Genomic DNA, 16,397 nt, shown 5'->3' on the forward strand with positions numbered 1-16,397 from the left:
TCGTCAGTTGAGTGCGCGGATTTTCTCGAGCAGGACCGCGTGATCGAGGGGCTTGACCATGTAGTCGAAGGCCCCCTGGCGCATGCCCCAGATCTTGTCGGTCTCGAGACCCTTGCTGGTGCAGATGATGACGGGGATGTCGCGAGTGGCGTCGTCGCGCACGATGGTGCGGGTGGCCTGGTAACCGTTGGTGCCGGGCATCACGACGTCCATCAGGATCAGGTCGGGCAACTCGGCCTTGCTCTTGACCACGGCCTCTTCGCCACTGTCGGCGGTGATCACCTGGTAACCGTTCTTGACCAGCACTTCGGACAGGGCGAGCCGTTCTGTCGGGGAATCATCAACGACGAGGATTTTCTTGATCGGCATGGAGGCGGCGTTTCGTGGGGTCAGTCGTGGGCGGAAAGCTGGCGGGCCTGGGTGTGGCTCGCGACCGAGCGCAGCAGGCTTTCCTTGGTGAAGGGCTTGGTGAGGTATTCGTCGGAGCCGGCGAGGCGGCCGCGGGCGCGGTCGAAGAGGCCGTCCTTGGAGGACAGCATGATCACCGGCGTGGCCTTGAGGCGGGGGTTCTTCTTGATGAGCGCGCAGGTCTGGTAGCCGTCCAGGCGCGGCATCATGATGTCCACGAAGATGAGGTCGGGCGCATGGTCGGCGATCTTCGACAGGGCGTCGAAACCGTCCTCGGCGAGCACCACCTGGCAACCGGCCTGGGCGAGGAAGATCTCTGCGCTGCGGCGGATGGTGTTGCTGTCATCGATGACCATGACCTTGATTCCGCTGAGATTCACCTTGACCCTCCGGGCTCCGTGCTGATGATGGTAGTGCCGTGCGCTGGCGGTCGAACCGTCAGAGCGCGATCATTTCGAAATCGTCCTTGCGTGCACCGCACTCGGGACAGGTCCAGTTCGGAGGGATGTCTTCCCAGCGCGTTCCGGGGGCGATGCCCTCTTCGGGGGCGCCGGTTTCCTCGTTGTAGATATAACCGCAGATCAGGCACATCCAGGTTCGGTACGGAAGGCTTGCCATGTGGGTGTGTCGCTTTGATTTCGGCTAGAATCGATTGGATCGTGAATGGTAGCGCAGTCGCAGTTAAAATTGTGCGTCCTCGTTTCCCGGAATGACTACTAACCGCAACGATCCTTCCCCTCCGCTGGTGCTTGTTTTTGCTGCCTCCGACCCCACCGGTGGCGCTGGAATCCAGGCTGACATCATGACGATCTCCGGCATGGGGTGTCACCCCCTGACCGTGATCACCGCGCTCACGGCGCAGGATACCGTCGGCGTCGAGGAGATTCTGCCGGTCGATTCCGACTTCGTGATCGAGCAGGCGCGCACCGTCCTCGAGGACATGCCGATCCAGGCCTTCAAGCTCGGTGTGCTCGGAAGTATCGAGAACATCGAGGTAATTGCCGAGATCATCTCCGATTATCCACACATCCCGGTGGTGGTCGATCCGATCGTCGCCTCCGGTCGCGGCGACGAACTGGCCTCCGAGGCGATGCTCGCGACCCTGCGCGAGTTCATCCTGCCCCAGGCCACCGTGATCACCCCCAACACCATGGAAGCGCGTCGGCTGATCTCCTGCTACGGCGGCGAAGATTATGACGAGCGCAGCATGGCGGACTGCGCCGTGCAGTTGCTCGAAATGGGTAGCGAGTACGTGCTGATCACCGGCTCCCACGCCAATACCCCTCAGGTGGTCAATACCCTTTATGGGCGCGGGGGGGTGCTGCGGGCCGATCCCTGGGAGCGGCTGCCGGGCAGTTACCACGGTTCGGGGTGCACCCTGGCGTCCGCGCTGGCATCGGCGCTGGCCCACGGCATGGACATGTCGAGCGCAGCCTTCGAGGCGCAGGGGTTCACCTGGCAGACCCTGGTGGCGGGTTTTCGTCCGGGCATGGGGCAGTACATCCCCGATCGCTTCTTCTGGGCCGGTCCGGCCAACCAGGGGGGCGGCTGATGGTGATGCGTCGCGGTCTTTACCTGGTGACCCCCGACGAGTCCGACACCGATGCGCTCGTCGCCGCCGTCGTTGCGGTGCTGCCGGCACGTCCGGCGCTCGTGCAATATCGCAACAAGCTTGCCGACCGGGCCCTGAAGCGCGTCCAGGCCGAGCGTCTGCTGCCCGTATGTCGCGCCGCTGGGGTGCCGCTGATCATCAACGATGATTTGCCCCTGGCCCTCGAACTGGGCGCCGACGGCGCCCATCTGGGACGTGACGACGGCGATCCGGCGGCGGCCCGCGCCGCGCTGGGGGTCGGCCGCATCCTCGGCGTGAGCTGTTACGACGAATGGCCCCGCGCCGTGGCCGGCGCCGCGGCGGGTGTCGACTACGTGGCCTTCGGGGCGATGTTCCCGTCGTCCACCAAGCCGTCCGCACCGCGCGCCGGCCGTGCGCTGCTTACCCGCGCGCGGCACGAGTTCGACCTGCCTGTTGCGGCCATTGGCGGCATTACCCTCGACAACGCCCCGGCGCTGATCGAAGCCGGCGCCAGCCTGCTCGCCGTCATCAGCGACGTTTTTTCCGCGCCCGACCCCGCCGCCCGCGCGGCGGCCTACGCCGGGCTGTTCGATTGACCTCTCAGAAAGCCTCCAGCATGACCAGTCGCAACGAAGCCCTCTTTGCCCGCGCCCAGCGCACCATTCCCGGCGGCGTCAATTCGCCGGTGCGCGCCTTCCGCTCGGTGGGCGGCACCCCGCGCTTCCTCAAGAAAGCGCTGGGTGCCCGGGTGTGGGACGCGGACGGCAAGGAATACCTCGACTACGTGGGCTCCTGGGGCCCGGCGATCCTCGGCCACGCCGATCCGGTGGTGGTCGAGGCGGTGCGCGCGGCGGCGCTCGACGGCCTGTCCTTCGGTGCGCCCACCGAGCGCGAGATCGACATGGCCGAGCGCCTGTGCGAGCTCCTGCCGAGCATGGAAATGGTGCGCCTGGTTTCCAGCGGCACCGAAGCCACGATGAGCGCGATCCGCCTGGCCCGGGGCTTCACCGGCCGCGACGCGATCGTCAAGTTCGAGGGCTGCTACCACGGCCACGCCGACAGCCTGCTGGTCAAGGCCGGCTCGGGCCTGCTCACCTTCGGCAACCCGTCGTCCGCCGGCGTGCCCGAAGATTTCGCCAAGCACACCGTCGTGCTCGACTACAACAACCCGGCCCAGCTCGAGGAAACCTTCCAGGCCCGCGGCAGCGAGATCGCCTGCGTGATCATCGAACCGGTCGCCGGCAACATGAACCTCGTCAAGCCGTCGGCCCATTTCATGCACCTGCTGCGCCGGCTGTGCACCGAGCACGGCGCCGTGCTGATCTTCGACGAAGTGATGACCGGCTTCCGCGTCGGCCCGCGCGGCGTGCAGGGCCTGTTCGGCATCACGCCGGACCTGACCACCCTCGGTAAGGTGATCGGTGGCGGGATGCCGGTGGGCGCCTTCGGCGGCCGTCGCGACATCATGGAGAAGATCGCCCCGCTGGGCGGCGTGTACCAGGCCGGCACCCTGTCGGGCAGCCCGGTGGCCGTGGCCGCCGGGCTCGCCAGCCTCGAGCAGATCGCCCGCCCGGGTTTTTACGAGACCCTCACCGCGCGCACCGAGCGGCTGGTGGCCGGCCTTAACGCCGCAGCCAGGAAGCACGGGGTTAACTTCATCGCCGATTCGGTGGGCGGCATGTTCGGCCTGTACTTCGCCAAGGCCGTGCCCCAGCGCTACGCCGACGTGATGGCCTCGGACCGCGAGACCTTCAACCGTTTCTTCCACGCCATGCTGGACGCGGGCCATTACTTCGCCCCGTCGGCCTTCGAGGCGGGTTTCGTGTCGGCGGCCCATACCGAGGCGGACATCGACGCCACCGTTGCCGCCGCGGAGCAGTGGTTCGCCGCGAACGCCGGCTGACCGTTTCGTCGCATCGCGCCTGAACGGCCAGGCGCCGCCCGGTGCCTGGCCGTGTTTGAAAGACCCGACTCCTGCCAAGGGCGTCGGGTTTTTTTCATGGGGCGCGTCGCCCTGCGTTCAGCTTCGGTCGCTGCCGGGCGAGCCTTCCAGTGCCTGGAGCAGCGCGCAAAGGGCCGTGTCCAGGTCCGCCAGCATCGCGGTCGGCAGGGGCGACAGAATCCGGCGTTCGTTTTCGATGTGCGCCTCGACGACCTGATCGATCAGCGCCAGCCCGGCGGCGGTCAGCTGCACGAGCAGGCTGCGCGCATCCTCCGCGTTGGGCTCGCGCGTCACCAGCCCCCGGGTTTCCAGGCGCTTGAGTCGGTGAGTCATGGTGCCCGATGTCACCATCAAGGTCGAAAACAGCTCGGTCGGGCTCAGTCGGTACGGTGCGCCGGCGCGCCGCAGCGCGGCGAGCATGTCGAACTCCCAGGCGCTCAGCTCGAAGCCTGCGAAGCAGGACTCCAGGCGGGGCGCCAGCAAGGCTGCGCAACGCGCGAGGCGTCCGATCGGTCCCATCGGGCTGGGGTCGAGTTCGGGGCGCTCTCGCCGCCATTGCTCGAGAATGACATCCACCGCGTCCGCGGGGCGTGGCGTGGTCTGGGATTTCATTTGTCTTGACTTCAAGTTAATTTGCTTCGCCATCATGATAACTTGAATTGAAGATAAAACCATGCCGCTCACCGCTTCATGGCGCCATTGGCGCGATGTCATGCTTACCGCCGTGGCGCCCGCAATCTGGGGCTCGACCTACATCGTGACCTCGGAATACCTGCCGCCCGACCGTCCTTTCACTGCTGCTCTCCTTCGCACATTGCCGGCCGGCCTGGTGTTGCTGTTGCTCACCCGCCGCCTGCCTGTCCGGCGGGATGGCTGGCGTCTCATGGTGCTCGGCGCGCTGAACATCGGCCTCTTCCAGGCGCTGCTGTTCATCGCGGCCTACCGTTTGCCGGGTGGCCTGGCGGCCGTGCTGGGGGCCGTCCAGCCGCTGCTGATCATGGTGCTGGCCTGGGCCGTGGACGCCCGTACGCCGTCCCGCGTCACCCTGTGGGCGTCTCTGGCGGGCGTGGTCGGCATGGCGGTGCTGCTGCTGTCGCCGCAGACGGTCTATGAGCCGGTGGGCATTGCCGCGGCCCTGTTCGGTGCGGCCAGCATGGCGGCGGGGGTATGGCTGACGCACCGCTGGCGGCTGGATCTGCCGGTGCTGGCGCTCACGGGCTGGCAGCTGCTGATCGGTGGGTTGATGCTCGCGCCGGTGGCCTGGCTGGCCGATGGGCCGCTGCCGGCGCTCACGCGGTCTCAGTGGTCGGCCTACGCCTACCTGAGTCTGGCCGGCGCCTTGCTTGCCTACGCGCTGTGGTTCCGCGGCGTGGCCCGCCTGCCGACGGTGGCGGTGGCCTCGCTCGGTTTGCTGAGTCCGCTCACGGCGGTGGTGCTGGGCTGGGTGCTGCTCTCCCAGTCGCTGACGGGCTCGGCGCTGGCCGGGCTGATCGTGGTGCTGGCGAGCGTCCTCGTGGTGCAATGGACCGCCGCCCGGCGCGGGTGAAGCGCTTTCGACCGCTTGCCCGCCGGCTGGCGGCGATCACATCAGGAAGATCGTCGCCAGCCCGAGGAAGATGAAGAAGCCACCGGAGTCGGTGACGGCGGTGATGATGACGCTGGAGCCCACCGCCGGGTCTTGCCCGAGGCGATTGCGGATCATCGGCGCCATCACGCCGACGAAGGCGGCGAGGAGCAGGTTGAGGGTCATCGCGGCGGTCATCACCGCGCCGAGCTTGCTGCTGCCGTACAGGAACCACGCCAGCACGCCGAGCAGGCCACCCCACACCAGACCGTTGATGAGGGCGACGCCCATCTCCTTCTTGAGCAGGCGCGACAGGGCGTCGTCCTGCACCTGGCCCATGGCGATGCCGCGCACGATCATGGTGATCGTCTGGTTGCCCGAGTTGCCGCCGATGCCGGCCACGATGGGCATCAGCGCGGCCAGCGCGACCAGCTTTTCGATGGAGCCTTCAAAGGCGCCGATCACCCGGCTGGCGATGAAGGCGGTGACCAGGTTGGCGGCCAGCCAGGCCCAGCGGTTCTTCACCGAATCCCACACCGGTGCGAAGATGTCCTCGCCTTCCTTCAGGCCGGCCTGGGAGAGCAGTTCGTTCTCGGTTTCCTCGCGGATGAAGTCCATCACCGCCGCCACCGTGAGGCGGCCCACCAGCTTGCGGTGGTAATCGACCACCGGCGCGGAGACGAGGTCGTAACGCTCGAAGGCCTGGGCGGCGGTCTCGGCCTCGTCGGCGGGCTCGAGGGTGAGGGTATCGGTGAGCATGATCTCGCTCACCTCGGTTTCCGGGTCGTTGAGGAGCAACCGGTTGATCGGCAGCACGCCGCGCAGGTGCTCGTCGCGATCGACGACGAAGAGCTGGTCGGTGTGGTCGGGCAGCGCGTCGAAGCGGCGCAGGTAGCGCAACACCACTTCGAGGGTCACGTCCTCGCGCACGGTGACCATCTCGAAATCCATCAGGGCGCCGACGGAGTCTTCGGGGTAGGACATGGCGGCGCGCAGCTGCTCGCGCTCTTCCGGGTCGAGGCCGCGATACACGGCCTCCATCACTTCGTGGGGCAGATCGGGCGCGAGGTCGGCCAGTTCGTCGGCGTCGAGCTGTTCGGCAGCGGCGCGCAGCGAGGCCGGGTCCATCGACTCGATGAGGGATTCCCGCACCGCGTCGGACACTTCGAGCAGGATCTCGCCGTCGCGCTCGGCCTTGACCAGATCCCAGACGAAGAGACGATCCTCCAGCGGCAGCGCTTCGAGGATGTGGGCGACGTCGGCCGAGTGCAGGCTGTCGAGCTTGTGGCTCAGTTCCTGGACGTGCTGCTTGTGCACGAGGCTCTCGACGAGATCGTGCTTGGGCATGTCCTGGCGATGGACCAGATCCTCTACCAGCTTGTGGCGGGCGAGCAGGTGCTGGACCTCCTTCAGGTGGCTGTCCAGGTCGTCGTGGTGCTGGAGGTCGTCGGCTTCGGCCATGGCGGAACTTCCCGTGGGCGGCGGGGCGCCGGGCTGGCGCGCAGGCTGCGGATTCTACGGGGTTTGCTGCGCCGCGGCGACCCGCAGATGCAGGGTTTTCGGGCCTTTTTTGGGCCTTTTGCGACCCGCCCCGGGCTAGGGCCAGGCGCGGGCGCCGAACATCATCCGCTTGGCGACGAAATGACGGGCCGGTGGCAGCAGATCGAGGGCGAACAGCCCCGCGCCGCGGGCGTGCTGGAGCGGCGCGACGGCATTGCTGAACAGGCGCACCAGGCCGTCGGTGAAGCGGATCGTGCCGCTCCTGTCGAGGCGTCGCGCGCGGGCGTAGCCGGCGAGGGTGTCGGCCGCGCCCGGGTCGCCGCCTGCGCGCAGGATCGCCTGGGCGCAGGCCCACACGTCGCGCAGGGCGAGGTTGTAGCCCTGGCCGGCGACGGGGTGCAGCGTCTGGGCGGCGTTGCCGAGCCAGACGCTGCGCTGGCCGACCGGGTCGGGGCGGTAGCGCAGCTTGAGCGGGTAGCGGGCCCGCGCGCCGACCGCGGAAAAGCGCAGGCGGTCGCCGAAATGGCGCTGCAGGCGGGCGAGGTAGGCGTCGTCGTCGAGGGCCATCAGCGCATCGGCGTCGGCGGGGCTGGCGGTGTGGACGATGGCGCAGTCGGCGCCGCAGGGCAGCACGGCCAGCGGGCCGTGGGGGGTGAAGCGTTCCCAGGCGCGCTGGCCGTGGGGCATGGCGGGCGTGGCGACGCTGATGACCGCGTGCTGGGCGTAGTCGCGTTCGACGAGTCGGGCGCCGTCGTCGCCGTCGATCAGGCCCTCGGCGCAGGCGGCGAGGCGGGCTGCGACGGGCGTGCCGTCGCCGAGGGTGAGGATCACGTCGTCGGCCCCGGCGGCGAGGCCGCTCACCGCGGCGTGGTCGCGGATCGGGATGCCGGCGGCGGCGAGGGCGTCGTCTAGCGCGGCGGCGAGCGGGCCGGCGCCGACCACGTAGCCCAGCGCCGGCTGGCCGTATTCGCGGGCTTCGAGCACGGTGCGACCCAACCCGCCCTGCTGGGAGACGTGGATCGTCTCGATGGGCGTGGCCGGCAACTGCGACCAGATGCCCAGGCGCTCCAGCGTCAGCCGGCTGCCGTGGGAGAGCGCCAGCACGCGCGGGTCGTGACGGGCGGCGCCACGGGCGCGGGCGTCCAGCAGCAGGATGTCGAGACCGGCGTCCTTGAGGGCTAGCGCGAGGGTCATGCCCACCGGGCCGGCGCCGACGATGGCGATGTCGTGTCGTTCCACGTTAGCGCTCCGCCATGATGGCTTCGATGTCGGCCACGGATTTGGGCGTGGCGTGGGTGAGGATGTCGCTGCCGTTGTCGGTGACGAGGGCGTCGTCCTCGATGCGGATGCCGATGTTCCAGAAGGCTTCGGGCACGCCTTCGGCCGGGCGGATGTAGGTGCCGGGCTCGACGGTGAGCACGTTGCCCGGCTGCAGCGGGCGCCAGTCGCCAGCGAGCTTGTAGTCGCCGGCGTCGTGCACGTCGAGGCCCAGCCAGTGGCCGGTGCGGTGCATGTAGAACTGGCGGTAGCTGCCCGATTCGAGCGCCCCGTCGAGGCTGCCGGTGAGCAGGCCCAGGTCGAGATAACCCTGGGCGAGCACGCGCACCGCGGCGTCGTGACCGGCGTTCCAGCTGGCGCCGGGGCGGATCTCGGCGATGGCGGCGGCCTGGGCGGCGAGCACCAGTTCGTACACGGCCTTCTGCGGCCCGCTGAAGCGGCCATTGACCGGGAAGCTGCGGGTGATGTCCGAGGCGTAGCCGTCGAGCTCGCAGCCGGCGTCGATCAGCAGCAGGTCGCCATCGGCCAGCTGGCGGTCGTTCTCGACGTAGTGCAGCACGCAGGCGTTGGGGCCGGTGGCGACGATGGAGCTGTAGGCCGGCGCCTGGCTGCCGTGGCGGCGGAATTCGTGGATCAGCTCGGCCTCGACTTCGTATTCGAAGACGCCGGGGCGGGCGGCGCGCATGGCGCGGAGGTGGGCACCGGCGGAGATGTCGGCGGCGCGGCGCATTGTGGCGATCTCGGAGGCGTCCTTGATGAGGCGCATCTCGTCGATCAGGCTGCGCACGTCGCGGATCTGCGCGGGGGCCTGGGCGCCGGTGCGGGCCTGGGCGCGCACGCGGTTGAGGGCGTCGGCGATGCGGCGGTCCCAGTCGGGCTCGTAGCCGATGGAGTGGAACACCGCCGGCTGGTTGGCCAGGAGCACGCCGAGCTGCTCGTCCAGCGCGTCGATGGGGTGCGCCTCGTCGAAGCCGAAGGCATCCTTGGCGGCGTCGGGGCCGAAGCGGTAGCCGTCCCAGATCTCGCGCTCGACGTCCTTGCTGCGGCAGAACAGGATGCTCCGGGGCGTGTCGCCGGCCACCAGCACCAGCACCGCCTCGGGCTCGCGGAAGGCGGTGAGGTAATAGAAGTAGCTGTCGAAGCGGTAGGCGTAGGTGGTGTCGCGGTTGCGGTGGCGCTCGGGCGACGTGGGGATGACCGCCACGCCACCGCCGGCGGCCTGCATGGTGGCGAGAAGCCGCGCGCGGCGGGCCTGGAAGGGAGCGATGTCGAGGGGCATGGGGCGGTTACCGTGGGGGCTTTCAGGCGTTGACCGGCGGCGTGCCGGCCGGTTGCAGGCTGGCGTCGAGCTCGGCGAGGCGCGCCGGGGTGCCCACGTCGATCCAGCGGCCGTCGTGGCGGGCGCCGGTCACGCGGCCGGCGGCCATCGCGGCGCGCAGCAGCGGGGCGAGCTTGGCGGGCTGGTCGGGGGCGATGCCGGCGAAGAGCGCCGGGTGGTAGGCGCCGATGCCCGAGAAGGTGAGGCGTTCGCGGCGACCGTCGTCGACCACGTGGCCGTCGGGCAGCAGGCCGAAGTCGCCGCCGGGGTTGTGGGCGGGGTTGGGCACCAGCAGCAGGTGGGCGAGGGCGCCGTCGGCCGAGAGGCCTTCCGCTGTGCGGGCGAGGGCGGCGAAATCGGCGTCGCAGAAGACGTCGCCATTGACCACGACGAAGGGCGCCTCGCCCAGCAGCGGCAGGGCGCGGGCGATGCCGCCGGCGGTCTCGAGCGCGCTGCTTTCGGACGAGTAGGCGATGGGCAGGCCGAAGCGGGTGCCGTCGCCGAGCGCGTCTTCGATCATCTGCCCGAGGTGGGCGTGGTTGATGACGAGGCCGGCGATCCCGGCGGCGGCGAGACGTTCGATGTGCCAGACGATCAGCGGCTTGCCGCCGGCCGCCAGGAGCGGCTTGGGGCAGGTGTCGGTGAGGGGGCGCATGCGTTCGCCACGGCCGGCGGCCAGGATCATGGCTTTCATGGCGGCTCGCTCAGAACGAATAGCCGACTTCGGTGACCTGCGGGTCGAGCTGCTCGAGCAGGCGCAGCAGGGGCTTGAGCTGGCCGTAGCGTTCGCAGGTCTTGCGCAGGTATTGCATGACGAGCGGCATGTCCTTGAGGTAGCCGTCCTTGCCGTCGCGGTGATACAGGCGGGCGAAGATGCCGAGCACCTTGATGTGGCGCTGCACGCCCATCCATTCGAAATCCCGGTGGAACTCGGCGAAGTCGGCGCGCACCGGCAGGCCGAGGGCGCGGGCGGTTTCCCAGTAGCGGGCCAGCATGTCGAGCACGAAATCCTCTTCCCAGTGGATGTAGGCGTCCTTGAACAGGGAGGCGAGGTCGTAGGTGAGCGGGCCGTAGACCGCGTCCTGGAAGTCCAGCACGCCCGGGTTGGGGGTGCTCAGCATCAGGTTGCGGCTGTGGTAGTCGCGATGCACGAAGACCTGGGGCTCGGCGAGGTTGACCTCGACGATGCGGTCGAACACCTCGTAGAGGTCGGCGGTCTGCTTCTCGGTGAGGGTCACGCCCTTGTGGCGGCCCACGTACCACACCGGGAACAGCTCCAGTTCGCGCATCAGCAGCTCGCGGTCGTACTCGGGCAGCACGCCGGGCTGGCTGGCCTTCTGGATGCAGATCAGTGCGCCCAGGGCGTCGGCGTAGAGGTGATGGGCGTTCTCCTTGGTGAGCGCCTGCAGGTAGGTGGTGTTGCCCAGGTCGGACAGCAGCAGGAAACCCTCGTCGAGATTCTGGCGCAGGATCTGCGGCACGTGGGCGCCGGCAGCGCCGAAGAGCTCGGCCACGTTGATGTAGGGGCGGCAGTCTTCGTGGGCGGGCGGCGCGTCCATGACGATCAGCGGCACCGAATCGTCAGCAAATGTAACCCGGAAGTAGCGCCGGAAGCTGGCGTCGGCGCTGGCCGGGGCGATGTCGAAGGGGCGGCCGGGAAATTCGGCGGCGAGCCAGGACTGGAGTTGTTGGCGTCGTTCCACGGGAGTCGGAAATCGGTTCGTGTAAAATCGCGCAGTTTATCAAACCATGCGGTCGGCTCGCCGGCTGGTTCCTGTTCCGGGATGAAACCTCCTCGTACCCAGTTGCGCTTCCTGTCGATCGCCCTGTTCGCCCTGTGGGGGCGTGCCGGTGCCGAGGCGCTGCCGCCCTTCGTGGTGTCGCCCGCGCTGCTCGGGCCCGTACCCGCCGCTGCGCCGGCCGATGCCGACGCCGCCCAGGCCGATCGTCGCTCCGCCAGGCCCGCTGTCGCGAGGCCCGTCACGCCGAAGGCCGAGGCGGTCGTCGCGAAGCCTGCCGAGCCGCGTGTCGCCCTCGACAAGCCGGCCGACAGGCCCGTGGCGCCAGCGCCCGGCCGGGTGAGCCGCGTTGCCACCGCCCCGGCGCCCGCCAAGCCGCCCAAGACGGGCATCACGGTGATCACCGCCGAAAAGGTCTCGGGTCTGCAGGACGTGGACGCCGTGGCCGAAGGTTCGGCCGAACTGGTGCGCGACGCGGCCCGCTTCGAAGGCGACCGGCTGCAATACTTCGAACTCACCGACGAGGTCGAGGCCACCGGCAACGTCCGCGTCACCCGGGGCGGCGACACCATGACCGGCCCGCACATGCGGATGAAGGTCGAGGAGCAGGTCGGTGCCTTCGATTCGCCCGAATACGTCATCAGCCGTCCCGGCCGGCCGGCGCCGCCGGGGCAGATCCTGCTGCCGGGGCAGTCGGTGCCCCGCGCCCAGCAGCCCCTCACCGGCCACGGATCGGCCGAAAAGCTTTATCTCGAGGGCGAGAACCAGTTCCGCTTCCTCAACGGCACCTGGACCAGCTGCAAGCCGGATCGCCCCGACTGGTATCTGCGCGCCAACGAACTCGAGCTCGACTACGACCGCGAGGTCGGCGAGGCCAAGGGCGGCACCCTGGTGTTCAAGGGCGTGCCGCTGGGCTACATGCCGTGGGCCGACTTTCCGCTGTCCGAAGCGCGTCGCTCGGGCGTGCTGTCGCCCACCTTCGGCACGTCCAACAAGGTTGGTGTCGATTTGTCGGTGCCGTATTACTTCAACCTCGCACCCAACTACGACGACACCCTCACCTTGCGCTACATGGGGCTGCGCGGGCTGCAGGTGCGCAACGAGACGCGCTACGTCACGCCCACCTACCGCGGCCTCACCCTGCTCGAGTATCTGCCCAACGACCAGGTCGAGCAGCGCAGCCGCTACGCTGGCTCGATCCGCCACGACCAAACCTTCGGCAACGGCTGGACCGGCAACATCAACTTCGGCGGCATCTCCGATCCGCGCTACTTCACCGATCTGTCGACCCGCGTCGCGCTCACCTCCACGGTGAACATCCCGCGCCAGGGCTCGCTGACCTACGCCGGCGGCGGCTGGTGGACCGTGACCGGCATGTTGCAGTCGTTCCAGAACCTGCCCGACCCGGTCACCGGCGTGCGCACCGAGCCCTACAAGCGTCTGCCGCAGATCACCCTGAACGCCCTGCGCCCGGACATCCTCGGCCCGACGACCTTCCACCTCGCCAGCGAGTTCGTCAGCTTCAGCCATCCGACCCAGACCGAAGGGCGTCGTCTCACCTTCTACCCGCAGCTGTCGCTGCCGCTGCAGACGTCCGCCTTCTACGTGACGCCCAAGATCGGCGTCCATGCCACCCAGTACGACCTCGACTACCGCGGCACGCCCACGGGCGACACCAGCCAGAGTCGCACCTTGCCGATCATCTCGGTCGACAGCGGGGTGACCTTCGAGCGCGACACCACCTTCGGTGGCCGCAACTACATCCAGACCCTCGAGCCGCGGGTGTACTACCTCTATGTGCCCTACACCGATCAGTCGCGGATTCCCAACTTCGACTCCGGTTTCTACGACTTCAACTTCGCGCAGATCTTCGCCGAGAACGTCTACACCGGGGGCGACCGCATCTCCAACGCCAACCAGGTCACCACCGCGGTGCAAAGCCGCCTGATCGACCCGGAGACCGGCGCCGAACGCGTGCGCGCGGCCCTGGGGCAGCGCTATTACCTGGTCGACCAGCGCGTTGCCCTCAACGACGGCGCGCCGATGCGCACCGGCAAGCAGGCCGACCTGCTGGCCGCCTTCAGCGCCACCTTCATGCCCAAATTCCAGTTCGATACCGCGTGGCAGTACAACCCGCGCGACAACTGGACCGAGCGCTTCAACATCGGCGTGCGCTTCCAGCCCGCCTACGCCCGCGCGGTGTCGGTCAACTGGCGCTACAAGCACAACTACTCCGCCGACCCCACCTCGCCCGACGGCTTCCGCGACCTGGACATCTCCGGGCAGTGGCCCCTGTGGGGCAACTGGTACGGCGTCGGCCGCTACAACCGCAACCTGCGCGATCACCGCCTCACCCAGGGCATCGCCGGCCTCGAATACAACGCCGGCTGCTGGGTGTTCCGCAGCGTGATCCAGCAGCTCGTCACCACGTCCAACGACAACAACCGTTCGTTCTTCTTCCAGCTCGAATTCAACGGCGCCGGCAGTATCGGCTCCAGCCCGCTCGAGATGCTCAAGCGGAACGTGCCCGGTTATGGGAAGATCAACGGCGGCACCGTGCCTTATTTCGGCGCCGAAGACGAGGATTACTGAAAGCCCCCCGCCCCATGAAACGCATTGCAAGCCTGATCGTCGCCTCCCTGCTCACGCTGTCCGTCCACGCCGCCGGCCCGGTGGAAGTGGACCGCATCGTGGCCGTGGTGAACAGCGAAGCGATCACCCGAGCCGACCTGCGCCAGCGGGTCGAGCAGGTCACCCACCAGCTCTCCCGCCAGGGCACTCCGCTGCCGCCGGCCGACGTGCTCGAACGCCAGGTGCTCGAACGCCTGATCGTCGAACGCCTGCAGATCCAGCTCGCCAACGAGACCTCGATCCGCGTCGATGACGTCACCCTCGAGCGCGCCATCGGCCGCATTGCCGACAACAACAAGCTGTCGATGACCGACTTCCGCAAGGCGCTCGAACGCGACGGCATCACCTGGCCGCGCTTCCGCGAGGAAATCCGCAACGAGATCCTGGTCGCCCGCGTGCGCGAGCGCGAGGTCGAGAGCCGCATCATCGTCTCCGACGCCGAGGTGAACAACTTCCTCTCGCATCCCGAGAACGCCGTCGGCCAGGAGGAGTACAACCTCGCGCACATTCTGCTGCGCACGCCCGAGGGCGCCAGCCCCGACCAGCTCGCCCGCGTCCGCGCCAAGGCCGAGGACGTGGCCGCCCGCGTCGCCCGCGGCGAGCCCTTCGACAAGCTCGCCGCCGGTTACTCCGACGCCCCCGACGCGCTCTCCGGCGGCAATCTCGGCTGGCGCAGCGCCGAGCGTCTGCCTGGCCTGTTCGCCGAGGCCGTCGCCAATCTCAAGCCCGGCCAGGTCACGCCGATCCTGCGCAGCGCCGCGGGCTTCCACATCGTCAAGCTCCTCGACCGCAAGGGTGGCAGCCAGGCCGGCGTGCCGGCTCAGGTCCAGCAGACCCGCGCCCGCCACATCCTCATCAAGACCAGCGAGGTGGTGTCCGACGCCGACGCCCGCCGTCGCCTGACCGAACTGCGCGAGCGCATCGTCCAGGGCGGCGCCAGCTTCGCCGACCTGGCCCGCCAGTACTCGGCCGACATCTCCGCCTCCAAGGGCGGCGATCTGGGCTGGATCTACCCGGCCGACACCGTGCCCGAATTCGAGCAGGCGATGGACGCCCTCAAACCCGGCGAGCTCAGTCAGCCGATCCAGTCGCCCTTCGGCTGGCACCTGATCCTGGTCGAGGAGCGCCGCGTCCAGGACGTCTCCGACGACCGCAAGCGCGCCGCCGCCCGCAACGCCCTGCGCGAACGCAAGTCCGACGAGGCCTACCAGGACTGGCTGCGTCAGCTGCGCGATCGGGCCTACGTCGAATACCGGCTCGAAGACAAGTAAGCCCGCTGGGCCGGCGCGGGTGGCCGCGCCGTCCCAGCCCTGTCGCCGGGGTGGGTGCGCCAGCGGGCGCGACCGTCCCGGCCGGTTTTTTTGATTCCAGCTTTGCATCGCTCCGCCATGTCCCTGCCCATCCTCGCCATCACCAGCGGCGAACCCGCCGGCATCGGCCCCGATCTGTGCGCCGCGCTGCCGCGCCGCGACTGGCCAGCCCGGCCCGTCGTGCTGGGCGACCGCGCGATGATCGCCGCCCGCATCCACGCCGTCGAACCCTCCGTCGATCTGATCGACTACGTGCCCGACGGCACGCCCCGCGCGGGTGCCATCGAGGTGCTCCATGTGCCGCTGACGCGCCCGGCCACGCCCGGCCGCCTCGACGTCGCCAACGCCCCCTACGTGCTGTCGCTGCTCGACCGCGCCATTTCCGGCTGCCAGTCGGGCGAGTTCGCCGCGATGGTCACCGCGCCGGTGCACAAGGGCATCATCTGCGACGCGGGCGTGCCGTTCTCGGGCCACACCGAATACCTCGCCGAAGCCACCGGCACGCCGCTGGTGGTGATGATGCTGGTCGGCGGCGGGCTGCGCGTCGCGCTGGCCACCACCCACCTGCCGCTCAAGGACGTCCCCGCGGCGATCACTCGCCCGCTGCTCACCGACACCTTGCGCATCCTCGACGCCGACCTGCGCCGCCACTTCGGGCTGGCGTCGCCGCGCATCCTCGTCGCCGGCCTCAATCCCCACGCGGGCGAGGGCGGCCACATGGGCACCGAGGAAATCGACACCATTGCGCCGGTGCTCGAAGCGCTGCGTGCCGAGGGCATGCGGCTCGTCGGCCCGCTGCCGGCCGACACCCTTTTCGTGCCCCACACCCTGCAGCAGGGCGACGCGGTGCTGGCGATGTTCCACGACCAGGGCTTGCCGGTGCTCAAGCACGCCAGCTTCGGCGGCGGGGTGAACGTCACCCTCGGCCTGCCGATCATCCGCACCTCGGTGGATCACGGCACCGCCCTCGACCTGGCCGGGAGCGGCCGCGCCGACCCGGGCAGCCTGTTCGCCGCGGTCGAACTGGCGATCTCGATGGTGCGCAGCCGGGGCGCGGCATGAATCCGCGTCGGCGCGTCCTCCTCGGCGGCGTCAGCGCCCTGGGCCTCGCCGCCTGCGGCGCGCTGCCCGGCA

Annotated in this window: 16 protein-coding genes; 7 read left to right on the forward strand and 9 right to left on the reverse strand. The window is 69.1% G+C overall.

The features are described 5' to 3' along the window. Nucleotides 1-3: 3 nt before the first annotated feature. From ACE3P2_RS10595 to ACE3P2_RS10605, 3 genes are read right to left on the reverse strand one after another with little or no spacing between them, the layout of a single operon-like run. Entirely contained in the window at nt 4-369 is a 366-nt protein-coding gene (locus ACE3P2_RS10595) for a PleD family two-component system response regulator (protein WP_374264195.1), read from the reverse strand. A 20-nt stretch (nt 370-389) separates the two neighbouring features. Further along, nucleotides 390-788 (reverse strand): twitching motility response regulator PilG, encoded by a 399-nt coding sequence (gene pilG / locus ACE3P2_RS10600; protein WP_374264197.1) that lies wholly within the window; start codon nt 786-788, stop codon nt 390-392. Between the two features lie 58 nt (nt 789-846). Further along, the gene (locus tag ACE3P2_RS10605) at nt 847-999 is read right to left on the reverse strand and encodes a rubredoxin (protein WP_374264225.1); all 153 of its coding nucleotides are present in this window, start codon (nt 997-999) and stop codon (nt 847-849) included. Between the two features lie 118 nt (nt 1,000-1,117). Between ACE3P2_RS10605 and ACE3P2_RS10610 the strand changes: the two genes are divergently transcribed. From ACE3P2_RS10610 to hemL, 3 genes are read left to right on the forward strand one after another with little or no spacing between them, the layout of a single operon-like run. Next, complete coding sequence (locus ACE3P2_RS10610; RefSeq protein WP_374264199.1) at nt 1,118-1,960, forward strand: hydroxymethylpyrimidine/phosphomethylpyrimidine kinase; 843 nt, start codon at nt 1,118-1,120, stop codon at nt 1,958-1,960. Then, nucleotides 1,960-2,577 carry a thiamine phosphate synthase gene (thiE, locus tag ACE3P2_RS10615; RefSeq protein WP_374264201.1) on the forward strand — a complete coding sequence of 206 codons (618 nt, stop codon included), beginning with the start codon at nt 1,960-1,962 and terminating at the stop codon, nt 2,575-2,577. Before ACE3P2_RS10610 ends, thiE begins: the two co-directional genes overlap by 1 nt. Before the next feature lie 20 nt (nt 2,578-2,597). Next, nucleotides 2,598-3,884: a glutamate-1-semialdehyde 2,1-aminomutase gene (gene hemL / locus ACE3P2_RS10620; RefSeq protein ID WP_374264203.1), complete on the forward strand. Its 1,287-nt coding sequence runs from the start codon at nt 2,598-2,600 to the stop codon at nt 3,882-3,884. Between the two features lie 117 nt (nt 3,885-4,001). Here hemL and ACE3P2_RS10625 read toward each other — a convergent pair whose 3' ends face one another. Continuing rightward, entirely contained in the window at nt 4,002-4,535 is a 534-nt protein-coding gene (locus ACE3P2_RS10625) for a MarR family winged helix-turn-helix transcriptional regulator (RefSeq protein WP_374264205.1), read from the reverse strand. A gap of 100 nt (nt 4,536-4,635) precedes the next feature. On the opposite strand from ACE3P2_RS10625, the gene ACE3P2_RS10630 reads away from it, so the two are divergent. Next, nucleotides 4,636-5,469, forward strand: a complete 834-nt coding sequence (locus ACE3P2_RS10630) for an EamA family transporter (RefSeq protein ID WP_374264207.1) — start codon at nt 4,636-4,638, stop codon at nt 5,467-5,469. A 36-nt stretch (nt 5,470-5,505) separates the two neighbouring features. Here the strand turns inward: ACE3P2_RS10630 and mgtE are convergent, their stop codons facing one another. The 5 genes from mgtE to ACE3P2_RS10655 all read right to left on the reverse strand — a co-directional run bounded on the left by mgtE (nt 5,506) and on the right by ACE3P2_RS10655 (nt 11,286). Beyond that, on the reverse strand, nt 5,506-6,948 hold the full coding sequence (gene mgtE / locus ACE3P2_RS10635; RefSeq protein ID WP_374264209.1) for a magnesium transporter: 1,443 nt from the start codon (nt 6,946-6,948) through the stop codon (nt 5,506-5,508). A gap of 135 nt (nt 6,949-7,083) precedes the next feature. Continuing rightward, on the reverse strand, nt 7,084-8,226 hold the full coding sequence (locus ACE3P2_RS10640) for an FAD-dependent monooxygenase (protein ID WP_374264211.1): 1,143 nt from the start codon (nt 8,224-8,226) through the stop codon (nt 7,084-7,086). 1 nt (nt 8,227) lies between these two features. Next, nucleotides 8,228-9,544: a Xaa-Pro aminopeptidase gene (gene pepP / locus ACE3P2_RS10645; RefSeq protein WP_374264213.1), complete on the reverse strand. Its 1,317-nt coding sequence runs from the start codon at nt 9,542-9,544 to the stop codon at nt 8,228-8,230. Nucleotides 9,545-9,566: 22 nt separating this feature from the next. Next, nucleotides 9,567-10,268, reverse strand: coding sequence for an N-acetylmuramate alpha-1-phosphate uridylyltransferase MurU (gene murU / locus ACE3P2_RS10650; protein ID WP_374264227.1), 702 nt, complete (start codon nt 10,266-10,268; stop codon nt 9,567-9,569). Between the two features lie 19 nt (nt 10,269-10,287). Beyond that, the gene (locus tag ACE3P2_RS10655) at nt 10,288-11,286 is read right to left on the reverse strand and encodes an aminoglycoside phosphotransferase family protein (RefSeq protein ID WP_374264215.1); all 999 of its coding nucleotides are present in this window, start codon (nt 11,284-11,286) and stop codon (nt 10,288-10,290) included. A gap of 81 nt (nt 11,287-11,367) precedes the next feature. Here ACE3P2_RS10655 and ACE3P2_RS10660 point away from each other — a divergent pair, with 81 nt between their 5' ends. From ACE3P2_RS10660 to pdxA, 3 genes are all read left to right on the forward strand, one after another. Further along, nucleotides 11,368-13,914, forward strand: coding sequence for an LPS-assembly protein LptD (locus ACE3P2_RS10660; RefSeq protein WP_374264217.1), 2,547 nt, complete (start codon nt 11,368-11,370; stop codon nt 13,912-13,914). A 14-nt stretch (nt 13,915-13,928) separates the two neighbouring features. After that, complete coding sequence (locus ACE3P2_RS10665) at nt 13,929-15,224, forward strand: peptidylprolyl isomerase (protein WP_374264219.1); 1,296 nt, start codon at nt 13,929-13,931, stop codon at nt 15,222-15,224. A 117-nt stretch (nt 15,225-15,341) separates the two neighbouring features. Beyond that, on the forward strand, nt 15,342-16,325 hold the full coding sequence (gene pdxA, locus ACE3P2_RS10670) for a 4-hydroxythreonine-4-phosphate dehydrogenase PdxA (protein ID WP_374264221.1): 984 nt from the start codon (nt 15,342-15,344) through the stop codon (nt 16,323-16,325). The last annotated feature ends 72 nt before the right edge of the window (nt 16,326-16,397 follow it).

It is taken from the genome of Zoogloea sp. (assembly GCF_041911615.1).
Taxonomy (GTDB): Bacteria; Pseudomonadota; Gammaproteobacteria; order Burkholderiales; family Rhodocyclaceae; genus Zoogloea.

Bases quoted from the DNA above. Each gene is read 5' to 3' on its own strand.
- ACE3P2_RS10595 (WP_374264195.1), bottom strand. From the start codon at position 369: ATGCCGATCAAGAAAATCCTCGTCGTTGATGATTCCCCGACAGAACGG.
- ACE3P2_RS10605 (WP_374264225.1), bottom strand. From the start codon at position 999: ATGTGCCTGATCTGCGGTTATATCTACAACGAGGAAACCGGCGCCCCC.
- ACE3P2_RS10610 (WP_374264199.1), top strand. From the start codon at position 1,118: ATGACTACTAACCGCAACGATCCTTCCCCTCCGCTGGTGCTTGTTTTT.
- thiE (WP_374264201.1), top strand. From the start codon at position 1,960: ATGGTGATGCGTCGCGGTCTTTACCTGGTGACCCCCGACGAGTCCGAC.
- hemL (WP_374264203.1), top strand. From the start codon at position 2,598: ATGACCAGTCGCAACGAAGCCCTCTTTGCCCGCGCCCAGCGCACCATT.
- ACE3P2_RS10625 (WP_374264205.1), bottom strand. From the start codon at position 4,535: ATGAAATCCCAGACCACGCCACGCCCCGCGGACGCGGTGGATGTCATT.
- ACE3P2_RS10630 (WP_374264207.1), top strand. From the start codon at position 4,636: ATGCTTACCGCCGTGGCGCCCGCAATCTGGGGCTCGACCTACATCGTG.
- mgtE (WP_374264209.1), bottom strand. From the start codon at position 6,948: ATGGCCGAAGCCGACGACCTCCAGCACCACGACGACCTGGACAGCCAC.
- pepP (WP_374264213.1), bottom strand. From the start codon at position 9,544: ATGCCCCTCGACATCGCTCCCTTCCAGGCCCGCCGCGCGCGGCTTCTC.
- murU (WP_374264227.1), bottom strand. From the start codon at position 10,268: ATGATCCTGGCCGCCGGCCGTGGCGAACGCATGCGCCCCCTCACCGAC.
- ACE3P2_RS10660 (WP_374264217.1), top strand. From the start codon at position 11,368: ATGAAACCTCCTCGTACCCAGTTGCGCTTCCTGTCGATCGCCCTGTTC.
- ACE3P2_RS10665 (WP_374264219.1), top strand. From the start codon at position 13,929: ATGAAACGCATTGCAAGCCTGATCGTCGCCTCCCTGCTCACGCTGTCC.
- pdxA (WP_374264221.1), top strand. From the start codon at position 15,342: ATGTCCCTGCCCATCCTCGCCATCACCAGCGGCGAACCCGCCGGCATC.